Annotated in this window: 23 protein-coding genes, 1 tRNA gene and 1 pseudogene; 11 read left to right on the top strand and 14 right to left on the bottom strand. The window is 65.1% G+C overall.

Annotated features, from left to right (window positions below):
- Positions 1-36: 36 nt before the first annotated feature.
- Complete coding sequence (locus AC07PE_RS25665) at positions 37-414, bottom strand: COG4315 family predicted lipoprotein (protein ID WP_498769905.1); 378 nt, start codon at positions 412-414, stop codon at positions 37-39.
- Between the two features lie 374 nt (positions 415-788).
- On the opposite strand from AC07PE_RS25665, the pseudogene AC07PE_RS25660 reads away from it, so the two are divergent.
- A pseudogene (locus AC07PE_RS25660) lies at positions 789-3,719 on the top strand (bifunctional diguanylate cyclase/phosphodiesterase).
- A gap of 9 nt (positions 3,720-3,728) precedes the next feature.
- Here AC07PE_RS25660 and AC07PE_RS25655 read toward each other — a convergent pair.
- Positions 3,729-4,073, bottom strand: a complete 345-nt coding sequence (locus AC07PE_RS25655; RefSeq protein WP_498769903.1) for a zinc ribbon domain-containing protein YjdM — start codon at positions 4,071-4,073, stop codon at positions 3,729-3,731.
- Positions 4,074-4,134: 61 nt separating this feature from the next.
- Positions 4,135-4,210: transfer RNA gene (locus tag AC07PE_RS25650), tRNA-Phe, on the bottom strand.
- A gap of 131 nt (positions 4,211-4,341) precedes the next feature.
- On the opposite strand from AC07PE_RS25650, the gene AC07PE_RS25645 reads away from it, so the two are divergent.
- The 7 genes from AC07PE_RS25645 (at position 4,342) to AC07PE_RS25615 (ending at position 13,090) form a co-directional block, all read left to right on the top strand.
- Positions 4,342-5,589 carry an FAD-dependent monooxygenase gene (locus tag AC07PE_RS25645; protein ID WP_498769901.1) on the top strand — a complete coding sequence of 416 codons (1,248 nt, stop codon included), beginning with the start codon at positions 4,342-4,344 and terminating at the stop codon, positions 5,587-5,589.
- A gap of 30 nt (positions 5,590-5,619) precedes the next feature.
- The gene (locus AC07PE_RS25640) at positions 5,620-6,342 is read left to right on the top strand and encodes a DsbC family protein (protein WP_498769899.1); all 723 of its coding nucleotides are present in this window, start codon (positions 5,620-5,622) and stop codon (positions 6,340-6,342) included.
- A 110-nt stretch (positions 6,343-6,452) separates the two neighbouring features.
- Positions 6,453-6,911 carry a (2Fe-2S)-binding protein gene (locus AC07PE_RS25635; RefSeq protein ID WP_498769897.1) on the top strand — a complete coding sequence of 153 codons (459 nt, stop codon included), beginning with the start codon at positions 6,453-6,455 and terminating at the stop codon, positions 6,909-6,911.
- Between the two features lie 9 nt (positions 6,912-6,920).
- The gene (locus AC07PE_RS25630) at positions 6,921-9,140 is read left to right on the top strand and encodes a xanthine dehydrogenase family protein molybdopterin-binding subunit (protein ID WP_498769895.1); all 2,220 of its coding nucleotides are present in this window, start codon (positions 6,921-6,923) and stop codon (positions 9,138-9,140) included.
- Positions 9,141-9,144: 4 nt separating this feature from the next.
- The gene (locus tag AC07PE_RS25625; protein WP_498769893.1) at positions 9,145-9,723 is read left to right on the top strand and encodes a nucleotidyltransferase family protein; all 579 of its coding nucleotides are present in this window, start codon (positions 9,145-9,147) and stop codon (positions 9,721-9,723) included.
- Positions 9,724-9,802: 79 nt separating this feature from the next.
- A complete protein-coding gene (locus tag AC07PE_RS25620; RefSeq protein WP_498769890.1) occupies positions 9,803-11,635 on the top strand; it encodes a M61 family metallopeptidase in 1,833 nt (610 codons plus the stop codon).
- Positions 11,636-11,725: 90 nt separating this feature from the next.
- Positions 11,726-13,090 (top strand): serine hydrolase, encoded by a 1,365-nt coding sequence (locus tag AC07PE_RS25615; protein ID WP_498769888.1) that lies wholly within the window; start codon positions 11,726-11,728, stop codon positions 13,088-13,090.
- Positions 13,091-13,103: 13 nt separating this feature from the next.
- Here AC07PE_RS25615 and AC07PE_RS25610 read toward each other — a convergent pair whose 3' ends face one another.
- From AC07PE_RS25610 to rpe, 8 genes are all read right to left on the bottom strand, one after another.
- Positions 13,104-13,613, bottom strand: coding sequence for a TonB C-terminal domain-containing protein (locus AC07PE_RS25610; RefSeq protein WP_498769886.1), 510 nt, complete (start codon positions 13,611-13,613; stop codon positions 13,104-13,106).
- Between the two features lie 3 nt (positions 13,614-13,616).
- Entirely contained in the window at positions 13,617-14,417 is an 801-nt protein-coding gene (gene trpC / locus AC07PE_RS25605) for an indole-3-glycerol phosphate synthase TrpC (RefSeq protein WP_498769884.1), read from the bottom strand.
- A gap of 9 nt (positions 14,418-14,426) precedes the next feature.
- Positions 14,427-15,065: a LysE family translocator gene (locus AC07PE_RS25600; RefSeq protein WP_498769880.1), complete on the bottom strand. Its 639-nt coding sequence runs from the start codon at positions 15,063-15,065 to the stop codon at positions 14,427-14,429.
- 1 nt (position 15,066) lies between these two features.
- A complete protein-coding gene (trpD, locus tag AC07PE_RS25595) occupies positions 15,067-16,101 on the bottom strand; it encodes an anthranilate phosphoribosyltransferase (protein WP_498769877.1) in 1,035 nt (344 codons plus the stop codon).
- Between the two features lies 1 nt (position 16,102).
- Positions 16,103-16,666, bottom strand: a complete 564-nt coding sequence (locus AC07PE_RS25590) for an anthranilate synthase component II (RefSeq protein ID WP_498769875.1) — start codon at positions 16,664-16,666, stop codon at positions 16,103-16,105.
- Between the two features lies 1 nt (position 16,667).
- A complete protein-coding gene (gene trpE, locus AC07PE_RS25585) occupies positions 16,668-18,164 on the bottom strand; it encodes an anthranilate synthase component I (protein WP_498769873.1) in 1,497 nt (498 codons plus the stop codon).
- A gap of 206 nt (positions 18,165-18,370) precedes the next feature.
- Positions 18,371-19,069: a phosphoglycolate phosphatase gene (locus AC07PE_RS25580; RefSeq protein ID WP_498769871.1), complete on the bottom strand. Its 699-nt coding sequence runs from the start codon at positions 19,067-19,069 to the stop codon at positions 18,371-18,373.
- Between the two features lie 2 nt (positions 19,070-19,071).
- A complete protein-coding gene (gene rpe, locus AC07PE_RS25575; RefSeq protein ID WP_498769869.1) occupies positions 19,072-19,746 on the bottom strand; it encodes a ribulose-phosphate 3-epimerase in 675 nt (224 codons plus the stop codon).
- Between the two features lie 98 nt (positions 19,747-19,844).
- Between rpe and apaG the strand changes: the two genes are divergently transcribed.
- Positions 19,845-20,219 carry a Co2+/Mg2+ efflux facilitator ApaG/CorD gene (apaG, locus tag AC07PE_RS25570; protein WP_498769867.1) on the top strand — a complete coding sequence of 125 codons (375 nt, stop codon included), beginning with the start codon at positions 19,845-19,847 and terminating at the stop codon, positions 20,217-20,219.
- A gap of 104 nt (positions 20,220-20,323) precedes the next feature.
- The gene (mltA, locus tag AC07PE_RS25565) at positions 20,324-21,607 is read left to right on the top strand and encodes a murein transglycosylase A (protein ID WP_498769865.1); all 1,284 of its coding nucleotides are present in this window, start codon (positions 20,324-20,326) and stop codon (positions 21,605-21,607) included.
- 4 nt (positions 21,608-21,611) lie between these two features.
- Here the strand turns inward: mltA and AC07PE_RS25560 are convergent, their stop codons facing one another.
- Entirely contained in the window at positions 21,612-21,791 is a 180-nt protein-coding gene (locus tag AC07PE_RS25560; RefSeq protein WP_498769863.1) for a hypothetical protein, read from the bottom strand.
- A gap of 96 nt (positions 21,792-21,887) precedes the next feature.
- The gene (locus AC07PE_RS25555) at positions 21,888-23,153 is read right to left on the bottom strand and encodes an MFS transporter (RefSeq protein WP_498769861.1); all 1,266 of its coding nucleotides are present in this window, start codon (positions 23,151-23,153) and stop codon (positions 21,888-21,890) included.
- A 54-nt stretch (positions 23,154-23,207) separates the two neighbouring features.
- On the opposite strand from AC07PE_RS25555, the gene AC07PE_RS25550 reads away from it, so the two are divergent.
- Complete coding sequence (locus AC07PE_RS25550) at positions 23,208-23,984, top strand: enoyl-CoA hydratase (protein ID WP_498769859.1); 777 nt, start codon at positions 23,208-23,210, stop codon at positions 23,982-23,984.
- Here the strand turns inward: AC07PE_RS25550 and AC07PE_RS25545 are convergent, their stop codons facing one another.
- Positions 23,985-25,127 (bottom strand): trypsin-like serine peptidase, encoded by a 1,143-nt coding sequence (locus AC07PE_RS25545; protein WP_498769857.1) that lies wholly within the window; start codon positions 25,125-25,127, stop codon positions 23,985-23,987.
- Positions 25,128-25,661 lie beyond the last annotated feature (534 nt).

Below are 25,661 nucleotides of genomic sequence, written 5' to 3'. Positions count from 1 at the left end.
TTGTTACCGGCGTATGACGGCGCCACCTGCCAGTGCTTAGTCCGTCACGACGTGCCAGGCGTTCATGGCTTTGTCTCCGGCCTTGTCGCCCGGCTTCTTGTCCTTGACGAAGGTGTAGAGCGGCTTGCCCTTGTAGGCCAGCTGTTTGCTGCCGTCGTCGCGGGTGATCATCGAGTAGGGTGCGGTGGGCGCCGCATCGCCGGGCTGGACGGCTGGCCAGTTGGCCGCGCAGCCGCCGCTGCAGGCGCTCTTGCCGCTGTTGGCCGTGTCCTTGTCGAAGGTGTAGACCGTCATGCCTTTCATGTCGACCAGCATGCCGTCCTTTTTCATGACGGGCGCCGCCTGGTCGGCCGCGTGGGCGGAGAAGGAGAGCAGGGTGATGAGGAATGCAGAAGCAAGACTGAGCGTTTTCATGGACATCTCCTGTGAACTATTCAGTGGGGAACTGCTTGAACTGCGCGGCCATTGTAGCCGTGTAGGAGGAAGCCCCGCGCACTTTGTGTATTAGCGTACGGACAACGATATGCGCCCGGGGCACCATGGAGCCGTACTCATCGCACAACATTGAAAGGAGCACGATCATGGGCAAATATTTCCTGGCGTGGATTCTGGGCGTTCCCGCAATCGTCCTGGTGCTGATCTACATGTTCTTCCATTGATCAGACAAGCAGCAACAAGCGAAACGCCAACCTGCACGGTTGGCGTTTTGCTTTATCGCCGAGAACCGGTGCGCTTCCCGCCTGTCTGACTCTTTGGGGTAGGTCGAACTTACGGGAGGCCTGAAGAGCATGAGCCCAGGTCTGCATGACGACACCATTCCGGCAGAATTGGAAAAAACCTGTGCACAGGAAAAAATTCACCTGCTGGGCACCGTCCAGTCCTATGGATTCATGACGGTGGTGGACCTTGCGAGCCGGTCCATCGTACAAGTTTCCGCAGGCATCGTGCGCCATTGGCCGGGCTTGCCAGACGCCGACGCGCTGATCTCCAGGCCCCTGTCCAATTGGGTCGTCGGCGCCGACCCGGCCGATCCGCTCGACATCGCCGCGCTGCCCACCTCGCATCCCGTGAACCTGCCCTGGCGTCCCCGCTTCGAGCAGACCTGCGCCCATCGAGAGACGCTTGCAGCGCCGCAATGGGAATGCCTCGGGCACCGGCAGGGGGCGATGGCGGTGCTCGAATGGCTGCCCTTGAACGTCAGCGTGGATGAGTTGCGGCGGCAAAACGAGATATTTTCCGACTTCGCGGAAGTGATGGCCCGCCTGCGCCGCGCCGAAGGGCTCGACGCCTTCTTTCGCGAGTGCGTGAAGGTGGTCCAGGAAATCAGCGGCTTCGACCGCGTGATGATCTACCGTTTCCTGGCCGATGGGAGCGGCGAAGTCGTGGCCGAGCGGACCTCGCCGGATTATCCGCAAAAATACCTGGGCTTGCGCTTCCCCGCGTCCGACATCCCCAGCCAGGCGCGTACGCTCTACCTGACCAACAAGCTGCGCGTGCTGGCGGACGTGGAAGCGGCGATGGACGCGCTGGTGCCCCCGCTGCTGCCGAATGGCGAGGTGCTCGACCAGAGCCACTGCATGCTGCGCGGCCTGTCGCCGGTGCATCTGTCCTACCTGCGCAATATGGGCGTGCGCGCCACCCTGACCCTGTCGATCGTCTGCGAGAGCAAGCTGTGGGGCCTGATCGCCTGCCATCACCACAGCCCGAGGACGCCGCCGCACCAGCTCCGCGACGGCATGCGCCAGCTGTCCGAGCTGCTGGCGGAAATCGCGAACATGCGCATCGAGGGCCTGACCAACCTGGAAGCGGTACGCCATCGCCTGACGCTGGACCGTCTGATGAACGAGTTTCACCAGGCCCTGATCCAGGACGGCGATATCACGACCGTGCTGGAATGCTGGCTGCCCAAGCTCTTGCCGGCGTTCAATGCAAACAGCATGGGCGTGGAGATCGGGACCCTGGCCTGTGTGAACGGCGGGGGAAGGCAGCAGGGCTCCGCGCACCAGATCCTGGACGAAGTCGGGTCGCGGCTGGACAGCCGCAAGACCAGCCCGGGCGTGCAGATGTGGGACGACCTTCTGACCTCCCCGAAAAAATCCCTGATGCACCTGCCGGAGGCGGCCGGCCTGTTGCTGGCGCAGCGGCATGACGGCGACCTGATCTTCTGCTTCATGACGCGGGCTGAAGTGGTGCAGCAGGTGCGCTGGGGCGGGGAGCCGGTGAAGGATGTGATCGCCCTGCCGAATGGCCGCATCCGCCTGGAACCCAGGCGATCGTTTGCCGAATGGCAGCAATCGGTCAAAGGCCACTCGGTCCCATGGCAGCAGATCGACGCCGATGCGCTGCAGAACCTGCTGCGCATCCTGAGCGAGGTGAACAAGCTGCAGGTCAACCGCAAGATGCAGGAAACCCTGCACTGGCGCGCCCACCACGACCACCTGACCGGGCTGTACAACCGCCGGGCCATGGAAGACGAGGTATCGCGGCGCCTGGACGATGCGGAATACAACAACGCGCTCATGCTGCTGGACCTCGATCACTTCAAGAAGATCAACGACACCTATGGCCATGAAACCGGGGACGTGGTTCTGCAGCAGCTGAGCCTGAGGCTGAAGGCGGTGGTGCGGGAATTCGACCTGCTGGCGCGCCTGGGCGGCGACGAATTCATGCTGCTGCTGCTGCAGATTCCGCACCCGAGCGCCGCTTCCGCGCTGACCTTTGCCGAGCGCCTGCACCAGGCGGTGGCATCGCCCTTCGACATCAAGGGGCAGCGGTTCCGCCTGGGGATTTCCGTGGGCATTGCGATTCCGCCCGGCCATGGCCGCACCGTGAGCGAATTGCTACGCCATGCCGACCTGGCCCTGTACCAGGCCAAGTCCGAGGGACGTGGCCGCAGCGTGGTGTTCGAACTCGCGATGGCGGCGAACCAGCGCGACTACTACCTGCTCGAGCGCGACCTGGACGAAGCGGTGGAGCGCAACCAGCTGTCGCTGGTGTTCCAGCCCAAGGTGGACCTGATCACCCGGAAAGTGGTCGGCCTCGAGGCGCTGGTCCGCTGGAACCACCCGACCCGCGGCCAGAACAGTCCCGGCGCCTTCATTCCGATTGCCGAGCACAGCGACCAGATCATCCGCATCGACCGCTGGGTCATGCGCAATGCGATCGCGGAATAGGCCAACTGGCTGCGCCATGGCATGGCGAACCTGCCGGTGGCGATCAACCTGTCGATCGCGGACATCCTGTCGCCGAACCTGGTCGCCTACCTGGCCGAGTTATTGGAGGAATACCAGGTGCCGGCGGCGGCCCTGCAGGTCGAAGTGACCGAATCCTGCTTCATGCGCCAGCTCGACGAGACCCAGAACGTGCTGCGGGCCCTGAACGAGACCGGCATTTCCACGGCGCTGGACGATTTCGGCACCGGTTTTTCCTCGCTGAGCTATCTGCGCCAGTTGCCGCTGCAGTGCCTCAAGATCGACCAGTCCTTCACCCAGAGCATGCTGGAAGACCCGAACGCGGAAAAGCTGACCCAGGCGATCGTCGCGATGGGGAACGCGCTGAAGATGAATATCGTGGCGGAAGGGGTGGAGACGCGCGAGCAGATGAACTGGCTGCTCGCGCATGGCTGCCATATCGGCCAGGGCTATTATTTCAGTCCGCCGGTGCCGCCCGAGGACGTGCACCAGGTGATCGAGCGGATCGAGTTGCGGCTGACGGCCTAGACGGCCGCCTCAGATCTTGCGGACGAATTCCGATTTCAGGCTCATGGCGCCGAAACCGTCGATCTTGCAATCGATATCGTGGTCGCCGTCGACCAGGCGGATGTTCTTGACCTTGGTGCCCTGCTTGACCACGCCGCCGCCGCCCTTCAGCTTGAGGTCCTTGATGACAGTGACGGCATCGCCGTCCTGCAGGATGTTGCCGGCGGCGTCGCGCCACACGCGCTGCGCGTCTTCCGCCGGCGCTTCGCCATTCACCGGCCATTCGTGCGCGCATTCCGGGCAGACGTAGTTGCCCGAGCCGTCTTCGTAGGTCAGCGTGGAGCTGCAGGCGGGGCAGGGTGGGAGAGCGTTCATGGCGGTATCCTAGGCGACAAAAAACAAAAACGCCACCCGGAGGTGGCGTTTTCTGAATTCTTGGTGGCCCGGGGCGGAATCGAACCACCGACACAAGGATTTTCAATCCTCTGCTCTACCAACTGAGCTACCAGGCCAAGAGAGGCATGATTATAGCCAGTGGTTTCCGAGCCCGCAAGTCCCGGGCGGCAATTTTTTCAGCTCCCCGGCCCGCTGGCCGCGTTCTGGTGGGCGAAGCCGCTCTGAGGCAAAGCGATATAATGTCTCCATGACTACACAGACCTCTTCCTCCGCAGCACGACGTAGCGACGCCCGCCACAGCGACGTCTGCATCGTAGGCAACGGCGCGATCGCCAAGACCGCCGCCCTGGGCCTCTCCCAAGCCGGGTACAGCGTCACCCTGCTGGTGCCGCCCGCGCGCCCGGGCGCGGAAGAGTCTGCTTCTTCATCTGCGAGCGGCGAAAAGCCCTGGGATGTGCGCGTCTACGCGCTCAACCACACGGCGCAAAAGCTGCTGTCCTCCCTGAAGGTCTGGGGCGCGCTCGACATGGCGCGCGTGGCGCCGGTCGACGCCATGGACGTCAAGGGCGACGGCGAGCAGGGCGGCCACCTGGGCTTCGATGCCTTTGGCGCCCACACCGGCACCCTGGCCTGGATCGTGGAGGACAGCAACCTGAACACGGCGCTGGATGCGGCCCTGCGCTTCGCCCAGAACGTCGACGTCGTCAGCGGCCGCGCCTGCAAGCTGACTTGCAGCGCGCGCGGCGCCAAGGTCGAGCTGGAGGAAGGGGCGCCGATCGAGGCCCAGCTGCTGCTCGGCGCCGACGGCCGCGAATCCTGGGTGCGCGGCCAGTGCGACATCGGCATCGACTACCGCTCCTACCACCAGCACGCCATCGTCGCCAACTTTTCCTGCGAGAAGCCGCACCACAACGTCGCCCACCAGTGGTTTACTTGCAAGGAAGGCATCATTGCCCTGCTGCCGCTGCCGGGCGATAAGGTCTCGCTGGTCTGGTCGGCGCCGGAAACCCTGGCCGACACCATCATGGACGAGTCGCTGGGCGAGCTGGCGATCCGCCTCGGCCAGTACTCGGAAAGCACCCTTGGCCTGCTCAAGCCGCTGCAACCGGAAGCGGTGAAGGCGATTCCGCTGGCGCTGGTGCGCCCGCACGCCATCACGGCGCCGCACGTGGCCCTGATCGGCGACGCCGCCCACGCCGTGCATCCGCTGGCCGGCCACGGCATGAATCTCGGCTTTGCCGACATCGTCGACCTGCTGCGCGTCGTGAACGAACGCGAAGCCCAGCACGGCATCGGCGACGAGCGCGTGCTGGCGCGCTATGCACGGGCGCGCAAGGAAGACGTCTTCCTCATGCAACTTGCCACCGACGGGCTCGAACGTTTGTTCGGCGCCAATCTCGAACCGGTGCGCGTTGTCCGCAATTTGGGATTAAACTTGCTGGATAAGTTGCCGCTCGTTAAGCGCAGACTGATCGCCCATGCGATGGGCAAATAAGTAGGCACACATCTTTAAGGAATGAAGTTCATGGTCAAGACCAAATTTGCCGTCCTGCTGGCGGCCGGCCTCGTTACATCCTGCGTCGGCGCGCAGAACTCGGTCGAGGCCACCATCAAGAAGAATATCGAGCCGCGCCTGGGCGGCGCGAAGATCGAGTCGATCAAGGAAACCCCGTACGGCGGCCTGTACGAACTGCGCGTCGCCGGCGACATCCTGTACACCGACAAGAAGGGCGAATACCTGGTCATCGGCCACGTCTACGATGCCAAGACCACGCGCGACCTGACCCGCGAGCGCATCGACGACATCAACAAGATCAAGTTCTCGGATCTGCCGCTGAACGACGCCATCAAGCAGGTCAAGGGCGACGGCAAGCGCGTGATCGCGGTCTTCGAAGACCCGAACTGCGGCTACTGCAAGCGCCTGCGCCAGACCGCGCTGAAGGACCTGGACAACGTCACCATCTACACCTTCATGTACAACATCCTGTCCGAGGATTCCTTCGTGAAGTCGAAGAACATCTGGTGCGCGCCGGACCGCGCCAAGGCCTGGGACGACTGGATGATCGCCGGGAAGGCCGCGGCAGCGGCGCCGGAAAGCTGCCCGACCCCGAACGACAAGGTGCTGGCGCTGGGCCAGAAGCTCAAGATCCAGGGCACGCCGGCGATCTTCTTTGCCGACGGCTCGCGCATTCCGGGGGCGGTCGATCTGCCGACCCTGGAAAAGAAGCTCGAATCGATCAAGCAGTAAGGTTGGCGTGGGCACGTGGTGCCCACCCTACAGCGATAGGGTAGGGTGGGCACCCCGTGCCCACGTACACAATAAAAAGCAGTTCCCGTCCAAAAACTAGGGAGTAGAACTTGGTCACTCTGAACATCAACGGGCGCGACCAGCAGGTCGACGCCGATCCCTCCACGCCCATCCTCTGGGCGCTGCGCGACAACCTCAACATGACCGGCACCAAGTTCGGCTGCGGCGCTGCCCTGTGCGGCGCCTGCACCGTGCACCTGAACGGCGAGGCGATCCGCTCCTGCATCACGCCGATCTCCGCCGCCGCCGGCCAGAAGATCACCACCATCGAAGCGATGGAGGCCGACAAGGTCGGCAAGGCCGTGCAGGACGCCTGGGTCAAGCACGACGTGCCGCAGTGCGGCTACTGTCAGAGCGGCCAGGTGATGAGCGCCACCGCGCTGCTGCGCGTGAACAAGGCGCCGAGCGACGCCGACATCGACAACGCCATGAGCGGCAACATCTGCCGCTGCGGCACCTACCAACGGATCCGCGCGGCCATCAAGGATGCCGCCAAGACGATCGCGTAAGGAGCCGACATGCGACCAACATGGTTCAAGAACGCGGGCCTGCCTGGCGCCGCAGCTGGTGGCGTTTCGCGCCGCGGTTTCCTGAAAGCCGGCGCAGTTGCCGGCGGCGGCCTGGTGCTGGGCTTCATGCTGCCCCAGGGTGGCCGCCTGGCGCGCGCGGCGGAAGGAAAGCCGGTCGTCTACGCGCCGAACGCCTTCCTGCGCGTGGCGCCGGATAACACGGTCACCGTGATCGTCAACCGCCTCGAATTCGGCCAGGGCGTGCACACCTCGCTGCCGATGGTGATCGCCGACGAACTCGATGCCGACTGGGCGCAGATGCGCGCCGAGCTGGCGCCGGCGGGCGAGGCCTATAAGGACCCGGCTTTCGGCATGCAGATCACCGGCGGCTCGGGCACCATCGCCCACTCCTTCACCCAGTACCGCGAAGTCGGCGCCCGCGCCCGCGCGATGCTGGTGGCTGCCGCCGCCGATCAGTGGAAGGTGAAACCGGAGCAGTGCCGCACCGCCAAGGGCCTGGTCTACGGCCCGGCAGGGCAGAAGGCGACGTTTGGCCAGCTGGCCGACGCCGCGATGAAGCAGCCGGTCCCGGAAGCCGTCACCCTGAAGGATGCGAAGCAGTTCCGCTACATCGGCAAGCCGATGAAGCGCCTGGATGCGCGCGCCAAATCCAGCGGCCGCCAGCAGTTCGGCATCGACTTCAAGCCGGAAGGCGCGAAGGTGGCCGTCGTCGCCCACCCGCCGGTGTTTGGCGCCAAGGTCGCCAAGTTCGACGCGGCCAAAGCCAAGGCGATCCGCGGCGTGCTCGAAGTGCTGGAAATCCCGGTCGACCGCGGTGGACGCGGCATCGCCGTGATCGCCGATGGCTACTGGCCGGCCAAGCAGGGCCGCGACGCGCTCGAGATCGAATGGGATACCGCCGGCGTCGCCAAGCTTGATTCCGCCGCCCAGCTGGCGGAATTCGCCGAGCTGGCCAAGACCCCGGGCGCAGTGGCGCGCCAGGCCGACACCTCGAAGCTGGCCACGGCCGCGAAGAAGATCTCGGCCGTCTACGAATTCCCGTATCTGGCCCACGCGCCGATGGAGCCGATCAACTGCACGGTCGACCTGAAGGACGACAGCTGCACGCTGTGGGTCGGCTCGCAGTTCCAGACCGGCGACCAGGCCGCCGCCGCGAAAACGGCGGGCCTGAAGCCCGAGCAGGTGACCCTGCACACGATGATGGCGGGCGGCGGCTTCGGCCGGCGCGCGGTGCCGACTTCGGACTTCGTGGTCGAGGCGGTGAATATCGCCAAGGCCTGGAAGGCAGCCGGCCACCAGGGCCCGATCAAGATGATGTGGAGCCGCGAGGACGACATCCGCGGCGGCTACTACCGCCCGTCCCACCTGCACCGCGCCGAGATCGGCCTGGACGCGCAGGGGAATATCGTCGCCTGGGACCACGTGATCGTCGGCCAGTCGATCATGGCCGGCACCCCCTTCGAAGCCTTCATGGTCAAGAACGGCGTGGACGGCACCATGGTCGAAGGCATGGGCGAACCCTATGACCTGCCGCTGAACCTGACGGCGCACACGGCCAAGGCCAACGTGCCGGTGCTGTGGTGGCGCTCGGTGGGCTCGACCCACACCGCCTTCGTGATGGAGACCCTGATCGACGAGGCCGCGCATGCGGCCAAGGCCGACCCGGTTGCCTATCGCAAGAAGCTGATCGATGCCAAGCACGTGCGCCACCATGCGGCGCTGGACCTGGCGGTGGCCAAGTCCGGCTACGGCAAGAAGACGCTGCCGAAAGGCCGCGCCTGGGGCGTGGCCCTGCACGAATCCTTCAATACCGTGGTCGCCTACGTGGTCGAAGCCTCGATTGCCAAGGACGGTACGCCGCGCCTGCACAAGGCGACCGCCGGCGTGCACTGCAACCTGGCGGTGAATCCGCTCAGCATCGCGGCCCAGGTCGAGGGCGCGGCGCTGATGGCGCTGGGCACCACCCTGCCGGGCGCGCGCATCACGCTGAAGGATGGCGTGGTCGAGCAGCAGAACTTCGGCGACTACACGGTGGCGCGCATGAACGACATGCCGCAGGTCGAGGTGCACATCGTGCCTTCGAACGAGGCGCCGACCGGCCTGGGCGAACCGGGCCTGCCGCCGCTGGCGCCGGCCTTTGCCAATGCGCTGTTCAAGCTGACCGGCAAGCGGCTGCGCAAGCTGCCCTTCGATCTGGCTTCGGCCTGAGCGTATGGGCGCCCCTGTCGTCGGTGTCTTACTGGCCGCCGGCAGGGGACGCCGCTTCGATCCGCTGGGGCAGCGCAACAAGCTGGTCCAGATGCTTCCCGATGGCGATCCGGTCGTTGTCGCCAGCGCGCGCAAGCTGCTGGCTGTTGTGCCCACCGTGATTGCCGTGGTGCCGCCCGAGGATGGCGGCGTCGGCGCGCTGCTATCGTCTCTCGGCTGCGAAGTCACCGTCTGCGCGGACGCCGATACCGGCATGGCGGCCTCGCTGGTGCACGCCATCCGTCACTCCCTTTCTCACGATCCCGCTGCCTGGCTGGTGGCGCTGGGCGACATGCCGCGTGTCGCCCCTGCCACACTGTGGCTGCTGGCCGATGCGCTGGCTGCCGGCGCGGAGATCGCCGCGCCGGTGCTGGATGGCCGGCGCGGCAACCCGGTGGGCTTCGGCCGCGTCCACCAGGGCGCGCTGCTGGCGCTGAGCGGCGACCAGGGCGCGCGCCGCCTGCTGCAAACCTGTCCTGTTACCGAAGTCCCGACCGCGGACCGCGGCATTTTCCATGACATCGACACCCCCTCAGATCTTTAGGTATGCATACGTTTTGGACACCTTTCGCTGAAGAATCCGATTAAACTACGGTGGAAAAGTGAGAGATTGTTCAAAAACCATGAAAAAAACCAATCAGAAGAAGCCGGCCGGGGTGCAGTACACCATCGTGCCGAAGGACCTCGCGGGCCACCTGTTCAACGTCACCGTGACCGTCGCGGCGCCCAGTCCGGAAGGGCAGGTGTTCGCGCTGCCGGCCTGGATCCCGGGCAGCTACATGATCCGCGAATTCGCGCGCAATATCGTGCGCATCCGCGCCGAAGCCGAAGGCCAGGCGGTCGACCTGGTCAAGCTCGACAAGCACACCTGGCGCGCCGCCCCGGTGGCCGGGCCCCTGACCCTGCACTACGAAGTCTATGCCTGGGACCTGTCGGTGCGCGCCGCCCACCTGGACCAGACCCACGGCTTCTTCAACGGCACCAGCGTCTTCCTGCGCGTGCAGGGCCAGGAAGCGGCCCCTCACCAGGTCGACATCCAGCGCCCGGGCCATCCTGCAGCCTCCGACTGGCGCGTGGCCACCTCGCTGCCGGAACTGGGCGCCAAGCGCTACGGCTTCGGGACCTATATCGCCGCCGACTACGACGAACTGATCGACCATCCGGTGGAGATGGGCGACTTCGCGCTGGCCAGCTTCAAGGCCCACGGCATCCCGCACGACATCGTCGTCACCGGGCGCGTGCCCAACCTGGACATGGAGCGTCTGCAGCAAGACCTGAAAGCCATCTGCGAAACCCAGATCGCCTTCTTCGAGCCGAAGACAAAAAAGGCGCCGATGGACCGCTACGTCTTCCTGACCATGGCGGTCGGCGACGGCTACGGCGGCCTGGAACACCGCGCCTCGACGGCCCTGATCTGCTCGCGCAACGACTTGCCGACCACCGCTGCGCCCAAGACCGCCGAACGCAGCGAGGGCTACGTCACCTTCCTCGGTCTGTGCAGCCACGAGTACTTCCACACCTGGAACGTCAAGCGCATCAAGCCGGCCGTGTTCGCACCCTACGACCTGCAGGTCGAGGGCTACACCCCGCTGCTGTGGCTCTTCGAAGGCTTCACCAGCTACTACGATGACCTGATGCTGGTCCGCAGCGGCATCATCAGCGAAGCGACTTACTTCAAACTGCTGGGCAAGACCGTCGGCAGCGTCCTGCGCGGCAGCGGCCGCACCAAGCAGAGCGTGGCCGAATCCAGCTTCGACGCCTGGACCAAGTACTACCGCCAGGACGAGAACGCGCCGAACGCCATCATCAGCTACTACACCAAGGGTTCGCTGGTCGGCCTGGCCTTCGACCTGACGATCCGCGCCAAGACCGGCGGCGCGAAGTCGCTGGACGACGTGATGCGCGCGCTGTGGGAACGCTATGGCCGCGACTTCTATGCCGGCGCTTCGGGCAGCGGCCGCGGCGTGACCGAGAAGGATGTGGAAGCCCTGTTCGACGAGATCAGCGGCGTGCGCCTGAAGTCCATCTTCGACCGCTACGTGCGTGGCACCGAAGACATCCCGCTGGCCAAGCTGTACGCGGCCTTCGGCGTCAAGGTCGTCGACGATCGCAAGAACGGCAAGCCCTCGCTGAACGTCGGCGTCGGCCGCGACCCGCTGGGCGTCAAGCTGAGCCAGGTGCATGAGGGCGGGGCGGCCCATCAGGCTGGCCTGTCGGCGGGCGACATCGTGATCGCCGTCGACGGCCTGCGCGTGAACGGCAACCCGCCCAATCTCGACCAGCTGTTCGCGCGTTACCGCGTCGGCGACGCCGTCACCGTCCACGCCTTCCGCCGCGACGAGCTGATGAGCTTTGACGTGACCCTGCAGGGCTGCGTGGCGCCGGCTATCACGGTGGGCGTGGCGCCGGCCGGTACGCGGCGCGCGGCGACCATTCCGCGGCCCAGCGCGAGCTGAGTCTGGCAGGAATCGCCCTAAGATTGTCATTGTTGTCAGCATCTCTTCCTTTACGCTGAGCGCTGTTAATTGCTCAACTAAAGGATGTCGATGAAAGGCGTGTTGAACAGGGCGGCCCGTGCAGCCCTGCTGGTGGTGATGGCGGGTCTGTCCCTCTCGGCGAACTGTGCACAGGCGGCCGGCGCCTATGCCGTCCGCGCCGAAGCATTGGTGCGGGACTTCGTACGCGACGATTTGTTCAGCGGCGTCGTCCTGGTCGCCAGGGATGGCAAGCCGGTGTACCGGAAGGCCTTCGGGGCCGCCAACCGCGAATGGGCAGTCGCGAACACGCCGGCCACCCGGTTCCGCATCGGATCGATCACCAAGCAGTTCACGGCCGCCGCCATCATGCGCCTCGTGGATGCGCATAAACTCGCGCTCGACGATGCGATCGGCAAATATGTCCAGGATTTGCCGGCGAGCTGGCAAACGGTGACCATCCGCCAGCTGCTCCAGCATAGCTCGGGCATTCCCCGCTACACGGCGCTCGACGGCTTCGACGACACGCTCGTCCGCATCGAACGCACGCCGCGCCAGATCATCGACCTGATCAAGACGCAGCCGCTCGAATTCGCACCGGGTTCGCAGTTCAGGTACGACAACACCGGTTATATCCTGCTCGGCTGCATCATCGAGGCAGTGAGCGGCCTCGCTTACCAGGATTATCTCGAACAAAAACTGCTCGAGCCGCTGGGCCTGACGCATGCCGGCTACGACGACGGCCGCCGGATTCTCGCGAATGCCGCGCAATCTTATACGGATGGCGCCGATGCCGTGAGAAAGGCAGGCCTGGCCGACATGAGCAACGCCTGGGCCGCTGGCGCCATGGTTGCCGACGCCGATAGTCTGCTGGCCTGGCAGCAGATGCTGGTGAAGGGCAAAGTGCTCGGCCCGGACAGCACTGCGGCGATGTTCACCGATGGCGGGCACCATTACGGCCTGGGCTGGTATATCAAGGACCGCTTTTCACGCAAGGTGTTCGAGCATGGCGGTTCCTGGCAAGGCTTCCAGTCCCTGCTGGCGTATTACCCTGCCGACAAATTGACCGTCATCGTGCTGGGCAATTACGGCGACCAGGAGGTAGTGGAAAACATCGCCGACGGCCTCGCGCGGCTGGCGTTCGGGGTGGCCCCGGCACACCGCGAGGTCAAGGTCGACCCGCGCCTCTTCGCCCGCTTCGTGGGGCGCTACCAGCTGACGCCGGACGCGATTTTGACGGTATCGCGCAGGGACGGGCGTCTGTTCGCACGGCTGTCCGGGCAAAGGCAACTCGAAATCTATCCGGAAGACGCCTATCGCTATTTCTACAAGGGCGCCGACGCGCAGCTGTCCTTCGACGCCGGCAATCCGCAGCGTGCGGACTTCCTCATCCTCCACCAGAACGGCGAGCAGATGAAAGCGCTGCGGATCGATTAGGGTGTCCGTAAAATTATTCCGAGGCCTGCGGCCCCGCCAGGCTGCGCAACTGGTAGCGGTTGCTGTCCGCAAACAGGAAGGTCTCGGAGAATTTCAGCTTGCCGTCCGCTTCCGCCAGCTGGTGCGGCGGCGGCAGCGGTGTACTGCGCCGCATCGAGTCGAGCGCGACCTGCGAGGCATCCGGGTCGCGCGAGCGCTGTACCGCGACCTTGGCCAGCTGGCCGTCGCGGTCCACCGTAATCTCCAGGACGACGATGGCCGGCAGCAGCGGCGGCAGCGTGCCCTTGTAGGTGTGGCTGGGATTGTGCTGCACGACGTGCTGGGCGACCTGGGTTTTATAGGCGTCCAGGCCCGGCGGCGCCGGCTGCGAAGCTGGGGAGGATTTGAAGGGGCGGACCGCTGCGCTGGCGACGTTCCCCACGGTGGAGACGACGGCTGTGGTGGCCGTGATCACGGTCGAGCATCCGCTCAGGCCTGCAGTTAAACACAAAAGAACCAGGCCAGGGCGGATGATCGTTTTCATGATCTAGTCGAATAATCGTCGCAGTTCCGTGCCAGGATCGGGCGCGCGCATGAAGGCTTCGCCCACCAGGAAGGCATGCACGTTGGCGTCGCGCATGCGCTTGACGTCGGCCGGCGCCAGGATCCCGGACTCGGTCACCACCAGGCGCTCCGCCGGGATGTTCGGCAGCAGGCCGAGGGTGGTGTCGAGCGTGACCTCGAAGGTGCGCAGGTTGCGGTTGTTGATGCCGAGCAGCCTCGTCTTGAGGCGCAGTGCAGCGTTCAATTCGTCGCCGTCATGAACTTCGACCAGCACATCCATGCCGAGTTCCTGAGCACAGGCTTCCAGTTCCGCCATCAGGCCGTGATCCAGCGCGGCGACGATCAAGAGGATGGCGTCGGCGCCCATCGCGCGTGCCTCATACACCTGGTACAGGTCGACCATGAAATCCTTGCGGATCACCGGCAGCTCGCAGGCGGCGCGTGCCTGCTTCAAATACGTCGCCGAACCCTGGAAGAACTGCTCGTCGGTCAGCACCGACAGGCAGGCAGCGCCGCCCTTGGCATAGCTTTCGGCGATGGCGGCCGGCTGGAAGTCGGCGCGCAGCACGCCCTTCGAGGGCGAGGCCTTCTTCACTTCGGCGATCACGCCGGGGCGGTCGGCCTCGATATTGCGGCGCAGGCTGCCCTCGAAACTGCGCAGATTGGCGCGCAGTTCGGTGTCGCCTTCGACCTCGCGGCGCAGGCTGTACAGGTCGCGGTGTTTTTTGGCGGCGGCGACCTCAATGGCTTTCACCGCCAGGATCTTGTTCAGGATGTCGGACATGGGAGACCTTCAGGATTGCCTGGCCAGCGCCAGTTTGACGCCGAGCCAGACGAACAGGCTGCCGGTGACGCGCTTGAGCCACAGGGCCACGGTGGGGCTGAGCCTGACGCGCTCGCTGGCCCGGGCCGTGAACAGGGACAGCGCGTTACACCACAGCATGCCGTTGAAATTGAAAATGCAGCCGAGGACGATGAAGGCCAGGGCCTTGTTCGGCGCGTCGGCACTGATGAATTGCGGGACGAAAGCCAGGAAGAACAGCGCCACTTTCGGGTTCAGCACGTTGGTGAGAAAACCCTGGGCGAAGATATTCCGGTAGGGCAGACGCGGCAAGGCAGGCGCAGCAGCCGTCGGTGCGCCGCCCGCTTTGCTGCGCAGGAGCCCGACCGCCATCCACAGGATATACGCCGCGCCGACCAGCTTGACGGCCGTGAACGCGGCGGCGGAGGTCGCCAGCACCGCGGACAGGCCGAGCGCCGCCGCCAGGATGTGCACGAAGGTGCCGGCGCCGATGCCCAGAGCGGCCGCACTGCCGGCACGCCAGCCCTGGGTGGCGCTGCGGGTCATGATCAGCAGCGAATCGGGGCCGGGCAGGATGTTGAGCAGCAGCCCCGAGAGGATGAAGAAGGGCAGGTCGTGGATGCCCAGCATCTCAGTTGGCCGCGCCCAGCTGGCGGGTCACGCTCACGAACTGGTCCAGCTTGGCCAGCGCCGCACCGGAAGCGATGGCGGCGCGCGCCTTCTGCAGGCCCTCTTCGATCGATGCCGCGACACCGGCCGCATACAGCGCGGTGCCGGCATTCAGCGCCACGATGTCGTGCGCCGGACCCGGTTCGCCGCGCAGCGCTTCCATCACGCGCAGCTTCGACTCGGCGGCATCGGCCACCTTCAGGTTGCGGCTGGCGATCATCTGCAAACCGAAGTCTTCCGGGTGGATCTCGTATTCGCGGATCTCGCCATTCACCAGTTCACCGACCATGGTGCCGGCGCCCAGCGAGACTTCGTCCATGTTGTCGCGGCCCCAGACCACGACGGCATGCTCGGCGCCGAGGCGCTGCAGCACGCGCACCTGGATACCGACCAGGTCGGGGTGGAACACGCCCATCAGGATGTTCGGCGCACCGGCCGGATTGGTGAGCGGCCCGAGGATGTTGAAGATGCTGCGCACGCCGAGTTCGCGGCGCACCGGCGCCACGTTCTTCATCGCCGCGTGGTGGTTGGGTGCGAACATGAAGCCGATGCCGGTCTGGGCGATCGACTGGGCGATCTGCTCGGGTTTCAGGTCGATCTGCGCGCCCAGCGATTCGATCAGGTCGGCGCTGCCGCTCGACGAGGACACGCTGCGGCCGCCGTGCTTGGCCACGCGCGCACCCGCTGCGGCGGCCACGAACATCGAGGCCGTCGAGATATTGAAGGTGTGGGCGCCGTCGCCGCCGGTGCCGACGATGTCGAGCAGGTGGGTGGTGTCCGCCATCGGCACCTTGGTCGAGAACTCGCGCATGACCTGGGCCGCGGCGGTGATCTCGCCGATGGTTTCCTTCTTGACGCGCAGGCCCATGGTGATGGCGGCGATCATGGTCGGCGACATGTCGCCCGACATGATCTGCCGGAACAGGTGCAGCATTTCGTCGTGGAAGATTTCGCGGTGTTCGATACAGCGCAGCAGCGCTTCTTGCGGGGTGATCATGTCAGCGCTCCAGGAAGTTCTTCAGCATCGCGTGGCCGTGCTCGGACAGGATGGACTCGGGGTGAAACTGCACGCCCTCGATGTCGAACTCCTTGTGGCGCACACCCATGATTTCGCCGTCGTCGGTCCATGCCGTCACTTCCAGGCAGGACGGCAGCGAGGCGCGTTCGATCGCCAGCGAGTGATAGCGGATCACGGTGAAGGGGCTGGGCAGCCCTTTGAATACGCCTTCGCCGGTGTGGGCGATCTTCGAGGTCTTGCCGTGCATGACCTGCTTGGCGCGGATGATCTTGCCGCCAAAGGCTTCGCCGATCGCCTGGTGCCCAAGGCAGACGCCCAGGATCGGCAGCTTGCCCTTGAATTCCTTCAGCACGTCGACCGAAACGCCGGCATCCTTCGGGCTCTTCGGGCCGGGCGAGATGCAGATGCGGTCCGGGTTCATGTCGGCGATCTGTTCCAGCGAGATCTCGTCGTTGCGCACGGTGCGCACGTCCTCGCCCAGCTCGCCGAAGTACTGGACGATGTTGTAGGTGAACGAGTCGTAGTTGTCGATCATGAGCAGCATGTCAGATCTCTCCATCCAGTCCGTCTTGCACTTGCTCGGCCGCGCGCAGCACGGCGCGCGCCTTGTTTTCCGTTTCCAGCCATTCCATCTCGGGGATGGAATCGGCCACGATGCCGGCCGCCGCCTGCACGTAGAGGTTGCCGTCCTTGATCACGCCGGTGCGGATCGCGATGGCGACATCCATCTCGCCGCCGAAGGAAAGATAACCGCAAGCACCGCCGTAGATCCCGCGTTTCACGGGCTCGAGTTCGTCGATGACTTCCATCGCCCGTACTTTCGGCGCGCCGGTCAGGGTGCCGGCCGGGAAGGTCGCGCGCAGCACGTCCAGGTTGGACATGCCTTCCTTCAGCTCGCCCTCGACGTTGGAGACGATGTGCTGCACGTGCGAGTATTTTTCGATGACCATCTGGTCGGTCACCTTCACCGTGCCGGTCTTGGCGATGCGGCCGATGTCGTTGCGCGCCAGGTCGATCAGCATCACGTGCTCGGCGACTTCCTTCGGATCGTTCAGCAGCTCGTGGGCGAGTTCGGTGTCGCGTTCCGGCGTCGAGCCGCGCGGACGGGTGCCGGCGATCGGGCGCAGCGTGACCTTGCGGCCGCCTTCGGGCTGCTGCTCGTTGCGGACCAGGATCTCCGGCGAGGAGCCGACGATCTGCATGTCGCCGAAGTTGTAGTAGTACATGTAGGGCGACGGGTTCAGCGAACGCAGCGCGCGGTACAGCGACAGCGGCGAATCCACGTAGGGCTTGCGGATGCGCTGGCCGATCTGCACCTGCATCAGGTCGCCGGCCATCACGTATTCCTTGGCCACCGCCACCGCCTTCAGGTAATCCTCCTTGCTGAAGTCGCGCACGGCTTCGGTGCGGACCGAGCTCGAAGTGACGGGCGCATCGACGCTACGGCGCAGCATCATGCGCAGGTCCTTCAGGCGCTGCTTCGCTTTCGCATAGGCTTCCGGCTGGGACGGGTCGGCGTAGACGATCAAATACAGCTTGCCCGACAGGTTGTCGATCACGGCCAGCTCTTCGGTCTGCATCAGCTGGATGTCCGGCAGGCCCAGCTCGTCGCGCGGCGCCTTGCCGGCCAGCTTGCGCTCGATGTGGCGCACGGTGTCGTAGCCGAAATAGCCGGCCAGGCCGCCGCAGAAGCGCGGCAGTCCCGGGCGCAGGGCCACCTTGAAGCGCTGCTGGTAAGCCTCGATGAAGTCGAGCGGGTTGCCTTCATGCGTCTCGATGACTTCGCCGTTGCGCTCGACCGTGGTCACGTCGCCGCGGGTAGCAAGGATCGTCTTCGCCGGCAGGCCGATGAAGGAGTAGCGCCCGAAGCGCTCGCCGCCGACCACCGACTCCAGCAGGAAGGTGTTCTTGCCGGCGCCCTGGCTCTGGGCCAGCTTCAGGTAGAGCGTGAGCGGGGTTTCGAGATCGGCGAAGGCTTCCGCGATCAGGGGGATACGGTTATAGCCTTGCGTGGCAAGCGATTTGAATTCGAGTTCGGTCATGCTTTTCTCCGGGCCGGCCGAGGGGAGGGAGGTCGGGCGGCGTTTTCTTCAAAAAACCTGCCGGTATTTATACACGCAGGAGCGTGCGCCGGCAGCAATCAACGGGGGTTAGTTAGCCCAGGATTGCCAGCGTCGCCACAGCCAGGCCTCAAGGGCGCCGGTTTGGTTGACGGTGTGTTTTTTGGTGAAAAACATGTATAGATAAGTTAGTTTGACGTGCTGTTGTGAACAGATATCAGCTTCGCTGCGTCCAGCAGCGAATTAACTATACCATCGGAATTAATAGTTTGCACAGGCATTCCGTGGTTATATCCATATGGGACTGTGAGCACAAAACAACCGGCGGCGCGCGCGGCCTCGGCGTCGTTGCTCGAATCGCCGATCGCCACCACGGCTGAAGGCAGGACGCCGAAGTCGCGGCAGACCTGCTGCAGGGGCAGGGGATCGGGCTTCTTTTTCGGCAGCGAGTCGCCGCCGTAGACCAGCTCGAACCAGGGCGCCAGGCCCTTGCGCTCCAGCAGCGGCGTCGTGAAAGCGATGGGCTTGTTGGTGACGCAGGCGAGGCGCAGGCCGAGTTCTTTCAGCGCCTTCAGGCCGTCGATCACCTCGGGGTAGAGCGTGGCGCGCTCGCCGTTGATCGCCAGGTAGTGCCGCTGGTAGGCGGCCATGGCCTGGTCGAACACGGCGTCGATGCGGGCGCTGTCGTAGTCGAGGGCCAGCACGTCGCGAATCAGCTTTTCCGAGCCCTTGCCGACCATCGGTTCGATGGTGGCCTGGTCAATCGGATTCAAGCCGAACTCCGCGCGCATGCCGTTCAGCGCCAGTTCGAAATCCGGCACCGTGTGCAGCATGGTGCCGTCGAGGTCGATGATGGCGGCCTTGATCGCCGCTGCGCCCGATCGCATCCTTACTTCGCCTGGCTAGAGGCCAGCTCGGCGCGCATGGCGTCGATCACGGTCTTGTAGTCCGGCTTGCCGAAGATGGCGGAGCCGGCCACGAAGGTGTCGGCGCCGGCCGCTGCCACCGCGGCGATGTTGTCGGCCTTGATGCCGCCGTCGACCTCCAGCATGATGTCGCGGCCCGATTCGTCGATCAGGCGGCGCGCTGCCGCGACCTTCTTCAGCGCTTCCGGAATGAAGGACTGGCCGCCGAAGCCCGGGTTGACCGACATGATCAGGATGATGTCGATCTTGTCCATCACGTGGTCGAGGTAGTGCAGCGGGGTGCCCGGGTTAAACACCAGGCCGGCCTTGCAGCCGTTATCGCGGATCAGCTGCAGCGAACGGTCGATGTGCTCCGACGCTTCCGGGTGGAAGGTGATGATGTTGGCGCCGGCCTTGGCGAAGTCCGGGATGATGCGGTCGACCGGCTTGACCATCAGGTGCACGTCGATCGGCACCTGCACGTGCGGGCGGATGGCCTGGCAGACCATCGGGCCGATGGTCAGGTTCGGAACGTAGTGGTTGTCCATTACGTCGAAGTGGATGATGTCGGCGCCGGCGGCAACGACGTTCTTCACTTCCTCGCCCAGGCGGGCAAAGTCGGCGGACAGGATGCTGGGAGCGATGCGGTACGTGGTCATGGCGGTCTGGAAGTCTGCAATTCAAGAAGACCGCTATTGTACGACGCCGCGCTTTTTGCCAGCGTTGTATGATGGCGTCTTAGAAAAAAGGAAACAAGATGGCCGCCTACGATTTCGCGATCAATGTCAGGACCCAGTACCTGCCGGAACAATCCAAGCCCGAGCGGACGCTGCATGTGTTCACCTACACGATCACGATCAAGAACACCGGCGACGTGCCGGCCCAGCTGATCTCGCGTCACTGGGTGATTACCGACGCCAGCGGCAAGAAACAGGAAGTGCGCGGCCTGGGAGTGGTCGGCCACCAGCCGCTGCTCAAGCCGGGCGAGGAATTCGAATACACCAGCGGCACCCAGCTGGAAACGGCCCAGGGTTCGATGGTGGGCGAATATTTCTTCGTGGCCGAGGACGGGCACCGCTTCGAGGTGCCGATCCCGGAATTCGTGCTGACCCTGCCGCACGCGCTGCATTAATCGCTCATTTTCGCCCTGAGAACATCGTCCACCAGACGATGAAGATCAGCAGCAGCAGCGCCGCCCCCGCTTCCAACACCAGTATCCACATATATCGGTCCCTTATGTTTTCGACACGACCAAGTGTACCTGTGCGCGGCATCGCCGGGCTAATTTCCCTCGCGACCTTGCTGGCCGCCTGTACGACAGCGCCGCCCACACCGGGGCCGCAGCCTTCGCCCCAGCCGAAGCCTCAGCCCAAGCCGGCGCCGCAGCCGCAGCCGCCGGTCAAGCTGCCGCCGCCGGTGACGCCCGTGCCCTCGGCCCCGGGCCAGCTGCCGCCGGCGCCGGCGCCGGTATTCACGCCGGTCGCCTTCGAGGCGCTGCCGGGCTGGCAGCAGGACGACCTGCGCCAGGCCTGGCCGGCCTTCACGGCCTCCTGCCGCGCCCTGGGCGCCAAGCCGGACTGGAAAGCCCCCTGCGCCGCTGCCAAGCAGGTCGATGCCGGCGACGGCGTGGCGATCCGCCAGTATTTCGAGACGTATTTTGTGCCGAACATGGTGCGTGCCGCCGATGGCGCGGACAGCGGCCTGATCACCGGCTATTACGAACCCATGCTGCACGGCTCGCGCAAGCGCGGCGGCGCCTACCAGACGCCCTTGTACAAGGTGCCGGACGACCTGATTACCGTCGACCTGGGCAGCGTCTATCCGATCCTGAAGGGCATGCGCCTGCGCGGCCGCCTGGTCGGCAAGACCGTGGTGCCCTACGGTAGCCGCGCCGAGATCGAGCGCGCGCGCCTGCCGGGCAAGGAACTGGTCTGGGTCGACGACCCGGTCGAGGCCTTCTTCCTCGAGGTGCAGGGCTCGGGCCGGGTGCAGCTCGACGATGCCGACGAAACGGTGCGCATCGCCTACGCCGACCAGAACGGCCATCCCTACAAGGCGATCGGGCGCTGGCTGGTCGAGCAGGGCGAATTGACGGCCGCCGAAGCCTCGGCCCAGGGCATCAAGGCCTGGATCGCGGCCCATCCGGAACGCCGCCAGGAACTCTTCAACGTCAACCCGAGCTATATCTTCTTCCGCGAAGAGCGCCTGCCGGATCCTTCGGTAGGGCCGAAGGGAGCATTGGGTGTGCCGCTGACGCCGGGCCGCTCGGTGGCGATCGACCCGAGCTTCCTGCCGCTGGGCGCGCCGGTGTTCCTGTCGACCACCGAGCCGGCCAGCGAGGCGCCGGTGCAGCGCCTGATGATGGGGCAGGATACCGGCGGGGCGATCCGCGGGGCGGTGCGCGCCGACTTCTTCTTCGGCTTCGGCGGCCAGGCGGCCGAGAATGCCGGGCGCATGAAGCAGCGCGGCCAGCTGTGGGTGCTGCTGCCGCGGCCGGCCACCGTGCAGGCCTCGCGCTGAGCGTTTAAGCAGCGGCTGCGCAGGCGCCGCTTGCGCGGGCGCGCAGCTCGGCCATGCTGGTGACGATGGTGGCGGTCAGGCGCAGGTCCATCGTGTCGAAGTCGCCTTCGTAGGTCTGGATGATGACCTTGTCGCAGCCATCGCTGCGATCGACTTCGCTTGCGGCCAGTGGAATGGGGGACATGGGGTGCTCTCCGTGGGCATGATCGTGATCGTATAAACGATTATGCGGACCGCCATGCCCCGTGTCTGCCACCACCCTTGGGGTCTTGTCGGGCGCTCAGCCCTGGATGCGGTGCAGGCGCGTGCCGAACAGGGTGCTCGCCGTCAGCAGCAGGGCGCCGCCCGCCACCACCGCCAGGCCGCCGCGCACGCCGATCCGCTCCGCCAGCAGCCCGGCCCCGGCCGCGCCCAGCGGCGCCATGGCCACGGTCATGAAGCGCATGGTCGAGGTCATCCGTCCCAGCAGGGCGTCCGGCGTGACGCGCTGGCGCAGGGCTAGGTAGGGCAGGAAGAACAGGGTGGCGCCGCAGTCCAGCCAGAACACCACCACCGCATAGGCCGCCGCGCTGGCCGTGCTGCTGCCGAGCAGGTCGCGCGGGATGGCGGGCATCAGCACGAAGCCGATCGCCGAGGCACATAGTCCGATCGCGACCGTGCCGCCGGCGCCGAAGCGCTGCGTGAGCGGTTTGAGCAGCACCGAGCTGGCCAGCACGCCGACGCCGCCCAGCATCTGCGCCGTGCCCATCATCCCTGGCGACAGGCCGAGCTCGCGGGTGGCGAACAGCACGTACAGCGCCAGGTAACCGTAGAACAGCAAATGCCAGCAGGCCGAGGTCCAGGCCAGCAGGCGCAGGGTCGGCTGGCGCCAGACGAAGGCCAGGCCGTCCAGCATGTCGCGCACCGCATGCGATTCGGGCGGCGCCGGCTGCGGCTCGCGCGCGCGGATGCGGCGCAGGTTCGAGATCGACACCGTGAAGCCGGCCACGTTGCAGAGGATGGCGACGGGTGCGCCCAGCGCCTGCACCAGCACGCCCGCCAGGCCCGGCCCGAGCAGGCGCGAGGCCGATTCGGTGGCGGCGAACTTCGACTGCGCGTCGATCAGGCCGTCGCGCCCGACCAGGAAGGTCATGAAGATCTGCTCGGCGCCGCCGCCCACCACCAGGCCGGTGCCGAGCACGAACTCGACCGCGTACATCCAGTGAATGCTGAGCCAGCCCTGCCACCAGGCCAGCGGCACGCTCGCCAGGCTCAGCGCCACCATCGCATCGCTGCACAGCATGACGGGCAGACGCCGGCTGCGGTCGAGCAGGACGCCGACCGGCAGCCCGAACAGCAGGAAGGGCAGCGAACCGAGCGCCGCCAGGGTGCCCATCTGGCTCGGACTGGCGTGCAGCAGCAGCGCCGCGCAGATGGGCAGGGCCAGCAGGGTGATCTGGGCGCCGAAATTGGTGAGGATGCTGCTGAACCAGAAGCGGCGGAAATCGGCGTTGCGCAGCTGCTGGTCGCTGCCGAGTTGTCGGAGGAAGCTGATTATCCTTGTCATTTATGCCATCGCAGGCGCTACAATCGCAGCGTTAATTTTACTAAGAGGTGTCCCATGGAATATTCTGATCTGCTGATCGAGCAACATGGCAAGGTTGTCGTGATCCGCCTGAACCGTCCGAAGGCGATGAATGCCCTGAACGACAACATGATGAACGAGCTGGGCGATGCACTATACAAGTTCGACGCCGACCCGGCCGTCAACGTCATCGTCCTGACCGGCAGCGAGAAGGTCTTCGCGGCGGGCGCCGACATCGCCGCCATGGCGAACTACACCTATGCCGATACCTACCCCGGCAACTACATCGGCCGCAACTGGGAGCACATCCTGAACGTGCGCAAGCCGGTGATCGGCGTCGTCTCCGGCTATGCACTGGGCGGCGGCTGCGAGCTGGCGATGATGTGCGACTTCCTGATCGCCGCCGACAGTGCCAAATTCGGCCAGCCGGAAATCAAGGTCGGCGTGACTCCGGGCGCCGGCGGCACCCAGCGCCTGCCGCGCACGATCGGCAAGTCGAAAGCGATGGACATGCTGCTGACCTGCCGCATGATCGACGCGGCCGAGGCCGAGCGCACCGGCCTGGTGTCGCGCGTGTTCCCGGCCGAGAAGGTGATGGAAGAGGCGCTGGCGGTGGCCAATACCATTGCTGCGATGCCGGTGTCGGTGGCCATGCAGATCAAGGATTCGGTCAACCGGGCCTTCGAGACCACCTTGACCGAGGGTGTGCGCTACGAGCGCCGCTATTTCCATGCCGGCTTCGGTACGCCGGCACAGAAAGAGGGCATGAGTGCGTTCCTGGAGAAGCGCAAGCCGGACTTCGACGGTCTCTGATCAGAGGCAGTTGCCCGGGACCCGACCGCACAGGGCCGCAAACATGTTGACCCAGCGGTCGTCGAGGTTCGAGGCGCCCTGCACCTTGGGATCGCGCGGCGAGTAGCCATACGAGGTCACGCCGACCACGCGGTTCGGGAGGCTGTTCGACCCCGAAGCGCCGCCGATCTGCAGCTCCTGGAAATTCATGACCAGCGGCCCGCCGCTGGAGCCGCCTTCGGCGTCCGAGCCGTATTCGACGTTGTTGGGATCGACGTTGCGGAAGGAGGCGGCGCTGATGATCTGCATCCGGATGCAGCGGTCGAGATTGCAGGGATAGCCCAGCCGCGAGGTGTGGTTGTCCGACAGGCTGGCGGTCTGCCAGCCGAGCCAGCCGGTCACATTACCCAGGGACTGGGTGCTGCCGCCCACCGGCTGGTCGGCGAATTCGATCATTGCATAGTCGGCGGCGTTCGGCACCGTACCGCCGCCGCTGGCCCAGGTGCCGCTGACGATCACGGCATTCCAGTTCCAGGACTGCAGGGGCGCGGTGCCGTCGCGGTAGGCAGGGATGAACACCCAGTTGCTGTAGAAGCCGCTCGCGGTGCCGCTGTGCACGCAATGGCCGGCGGTGGCGACGACCCGCTTCTGGATCACCGAGGCCGAACATAGATAGGGCACGTTGTCGATCGAGAAGAACAGGATGCCGACCGTCGAGTAGGGATAGTTGCGGTCGGCGGAATAGGGCGCGCCCGCGCCGTTAAACATCGGGAACACACGGCTGCTGGTGTAGTGGGCGCCAAAGGTTCCGACGGCGCCCGGCGTGATTACGTCTGGACTGCGTTTCTGCACCGGATCCGGCGTGAACAGGCGCTTCAAGGACGGGAGGGCGCGGATGCTGGGCGCATGGGCGTCGCTGGTGGCGACCGGGCCGGCGCTGCGGGACGCTTCCAGCGCCCGGACGGCGCCGAACGAGGCTTGTGGCAAGGGCAGCGGCTTGGCCGCCTTGAAGCGCTCGGGCGTCCAGTAGGCCACGGCGGCCTTGACGTTCGGGTTGGTCAACATCACTTTGTTGTCCTGCTTGCTGTCTTGTGCATGGCTGGCCGAGGCGCTGAACAGGAAGAGCGCGAGGGCGGGCACGCGTGCACGCGTGAGAAATTTCATGCCGTCTCCAATGAGATAGTGTTGACCGGTGCGGCGCAGCTGGCGACGCGCTGGACGCTGCTGAGGGATGGTGCGCGCTCAGATTAAGACTTTGCTTGGCAGAGAGTTCCCTGCATTGCGCAGTTTGCTGATGAGCATCAAGTCAAGCTGGGGTGGAGGCGATGGAGCAGTGTGGCGCGTTCGACATTTGGGCCTTGCGTGCTCTGCAGTGGATTTGCTATAGTGCGCGTCCTGCTTCTGCAGCGCCGGAAAAGCTGAACGAAATCAAGTAGTTGAGCTGGATGTTTTGATAACTCCGCTGGTGTTGCAGAAAAACGAGGGGTTGACGAGTTAAGCGAAACACTGCATAATCTCATTCCTCTGCTGCTGACGAACAAAACGATTCGTCGACAAGGCAAGCAGATCAGAACACGGTTCTTTAACAATCAACAGTCGATAAGTGTGGGCGTTTGATGAAGTGCCAGCAGCTGCGTAAGCGGTTGCTGAATGCTTAAATTATCAAATGTTCACAAAAAGTATAACGTTGCTCAGCAA

The sequence above is a fragment of the Telluria sp. GW821-FHT07G12 genome (assembly GCF_059418525.1).
This window is presented reverse-complemented; position numbering and strand designations above follow the sequence as displayed.

Bases quoted from the DNA above. Each gene is read 5' to 3' on its own strand.
- AC07PE_RS25665 (WP_498769905.1), bottom strand. From the start codon at position 414: ATGAAAACGCTCAGTCTTGCTTCTGCATTCCTCATCACCCTGCTCTCC.
- AC07PE_RS25655 (WP_498769903.1), bottom strand. From the start codon at position 4,073: ATGAACGCTCTCCCACCCTGCCCCGCCTGCAGCTCCACGCTGACCTAC.
- AC07PE_RS25645 (WP_498769901.1), top strand. From the start codon at position 4,342: ATGACTACACAGACCTCTTCCTCCGCAGCACGACGTAGCGACGCCCGC.
- AC07PE_RS25640 (WP_498769899.1), top strand. From the start codon at position 5,620: ATGGTCAAGACCAAATTTGCCGTCCTGCTGGCGGCCGGCCTCGTTACA.
- AC07PE_RS25630 (WP_498769895.1), top strand. From the start codon at position 6,921: ATGCGACCAACATGGTTCAAGAACGCGGGCCTGCCTGGCGCCGCAGCT.
- AC07PE_RS25625 (WP_498769893.1), top strand. From the start codon at position 9,145: ATGGGCGCCCCTGTCGTCGGTGTCTTACTGGCCGCCGGCAGGGGACGC.
- AC07PE_RS25620 (WP_498769890.1), top strand. From the start codon at position 9,803: ATGAAAAAAACCAATCAGAAGAAGCCGGCCGGGGTGCAGTACACCATC.
- AC07PE_RS25615 (WP_498769888.1), top strand. From the start codon at position 11,726: ATGAAAGGCGTGTTGAACAGGGCGGCCCGTGCAGCCCTGCTGGTGGTG.
- AC07PE_RS25610 (WP_498769886.1), bottom strand. From the start codon at position 13,613: ATGAAAACGATCATCCGCCCTGGCCTGGTTCTTTTGTGTTTAACTGCA.
- trpC (WP_498769884.1), bottom strand. From the start codon at position 14,417: ATGTCCGACATCCTGAACAAGATCCTGGCGGTGAAAGCCATTGAGGTC.
- AC07PE_RS25600 (WP_498769880.1), bottom strand. From the start codon at position 15,065: ATGCTGGGCATCCACGACCTGCCCTTCTTCATCCTCTCGGGGCTGCTG.
- trpD (WP_498769877.1), bottom strand. From the start codon at position 16,101: ATGATCACCCCGCAAGAAGCGCTGCTGCGCTGTATCGAACACCGCGAA.
- AC07PE_RS25590 (WP_498769875.1), bottom strand. From the start codon at position 16,666: ATGCTGCTCATGATCGACAACTACGACTCGTTCACCTACAACATCGTC.
- trpE (WP_498769873.1), bottom strand. From the start codon at position 18,164: ATGACCGAACTCGAATTCAAATCGCTTGCCACGCAAGGCTATAACCGT.
- AC07PE_RS25580 (WP_498769871.1), bottom strand. From the start codon at position 19,069: ATGCGATCGGGCGCAGCGGCGATCAAGGCCGCCATCATCGACCTCGAC.
- rpe (WP_498769869.1), bottom strand. From the start codon at position 19,746: ATGACCACGTACCGCATCGCTCCCAGCATCCTGTCCGCCGACTTTGCC.
- apaG (WP_498769867.1), top strand. From the start codon at position 19,845: ATGGCCGCCTACGATTTCGCGATCAATGTCAGGACCCAGTACCTGCCG.
- mltA (WP_498769865.1), top strand. From the start codon at position 20,324: ATGTTTTCGACACGACCAAGTGTACCTGTGCGCGGCATCGCCGGGCTA.
- AC07PE_RS25560 (WP_498769863.1), bottom strand. From the start codon at position 21,791: ATGTCCCCCATTCCACTGGCCGCAAGCGAAGTCGATCGCAGCGATGGC.
- AC07PE_RS25555 (WP_498769861.1), bottom strand. From the start codon at position 23,153: ATGACAAGGATAATCAGCTTCCTCCGACAACTCGGCAGCGACCAGCAG.
- AC07PE_RS25550 (WP_498769859.1), top strand. From the start codon at position 23,208: ATGGAATATTCTGATCTGCTGATCGAGCAACATGGCAAGGTTGTCGTG.
- AC07PE_RS25545 (WP_498769857.1), bottom strand. From the start codon at position 25,127: ATGAAATTTCTCACGCGTGCACGCGTGCCCGCCCTCGCGCTCTTCCTG.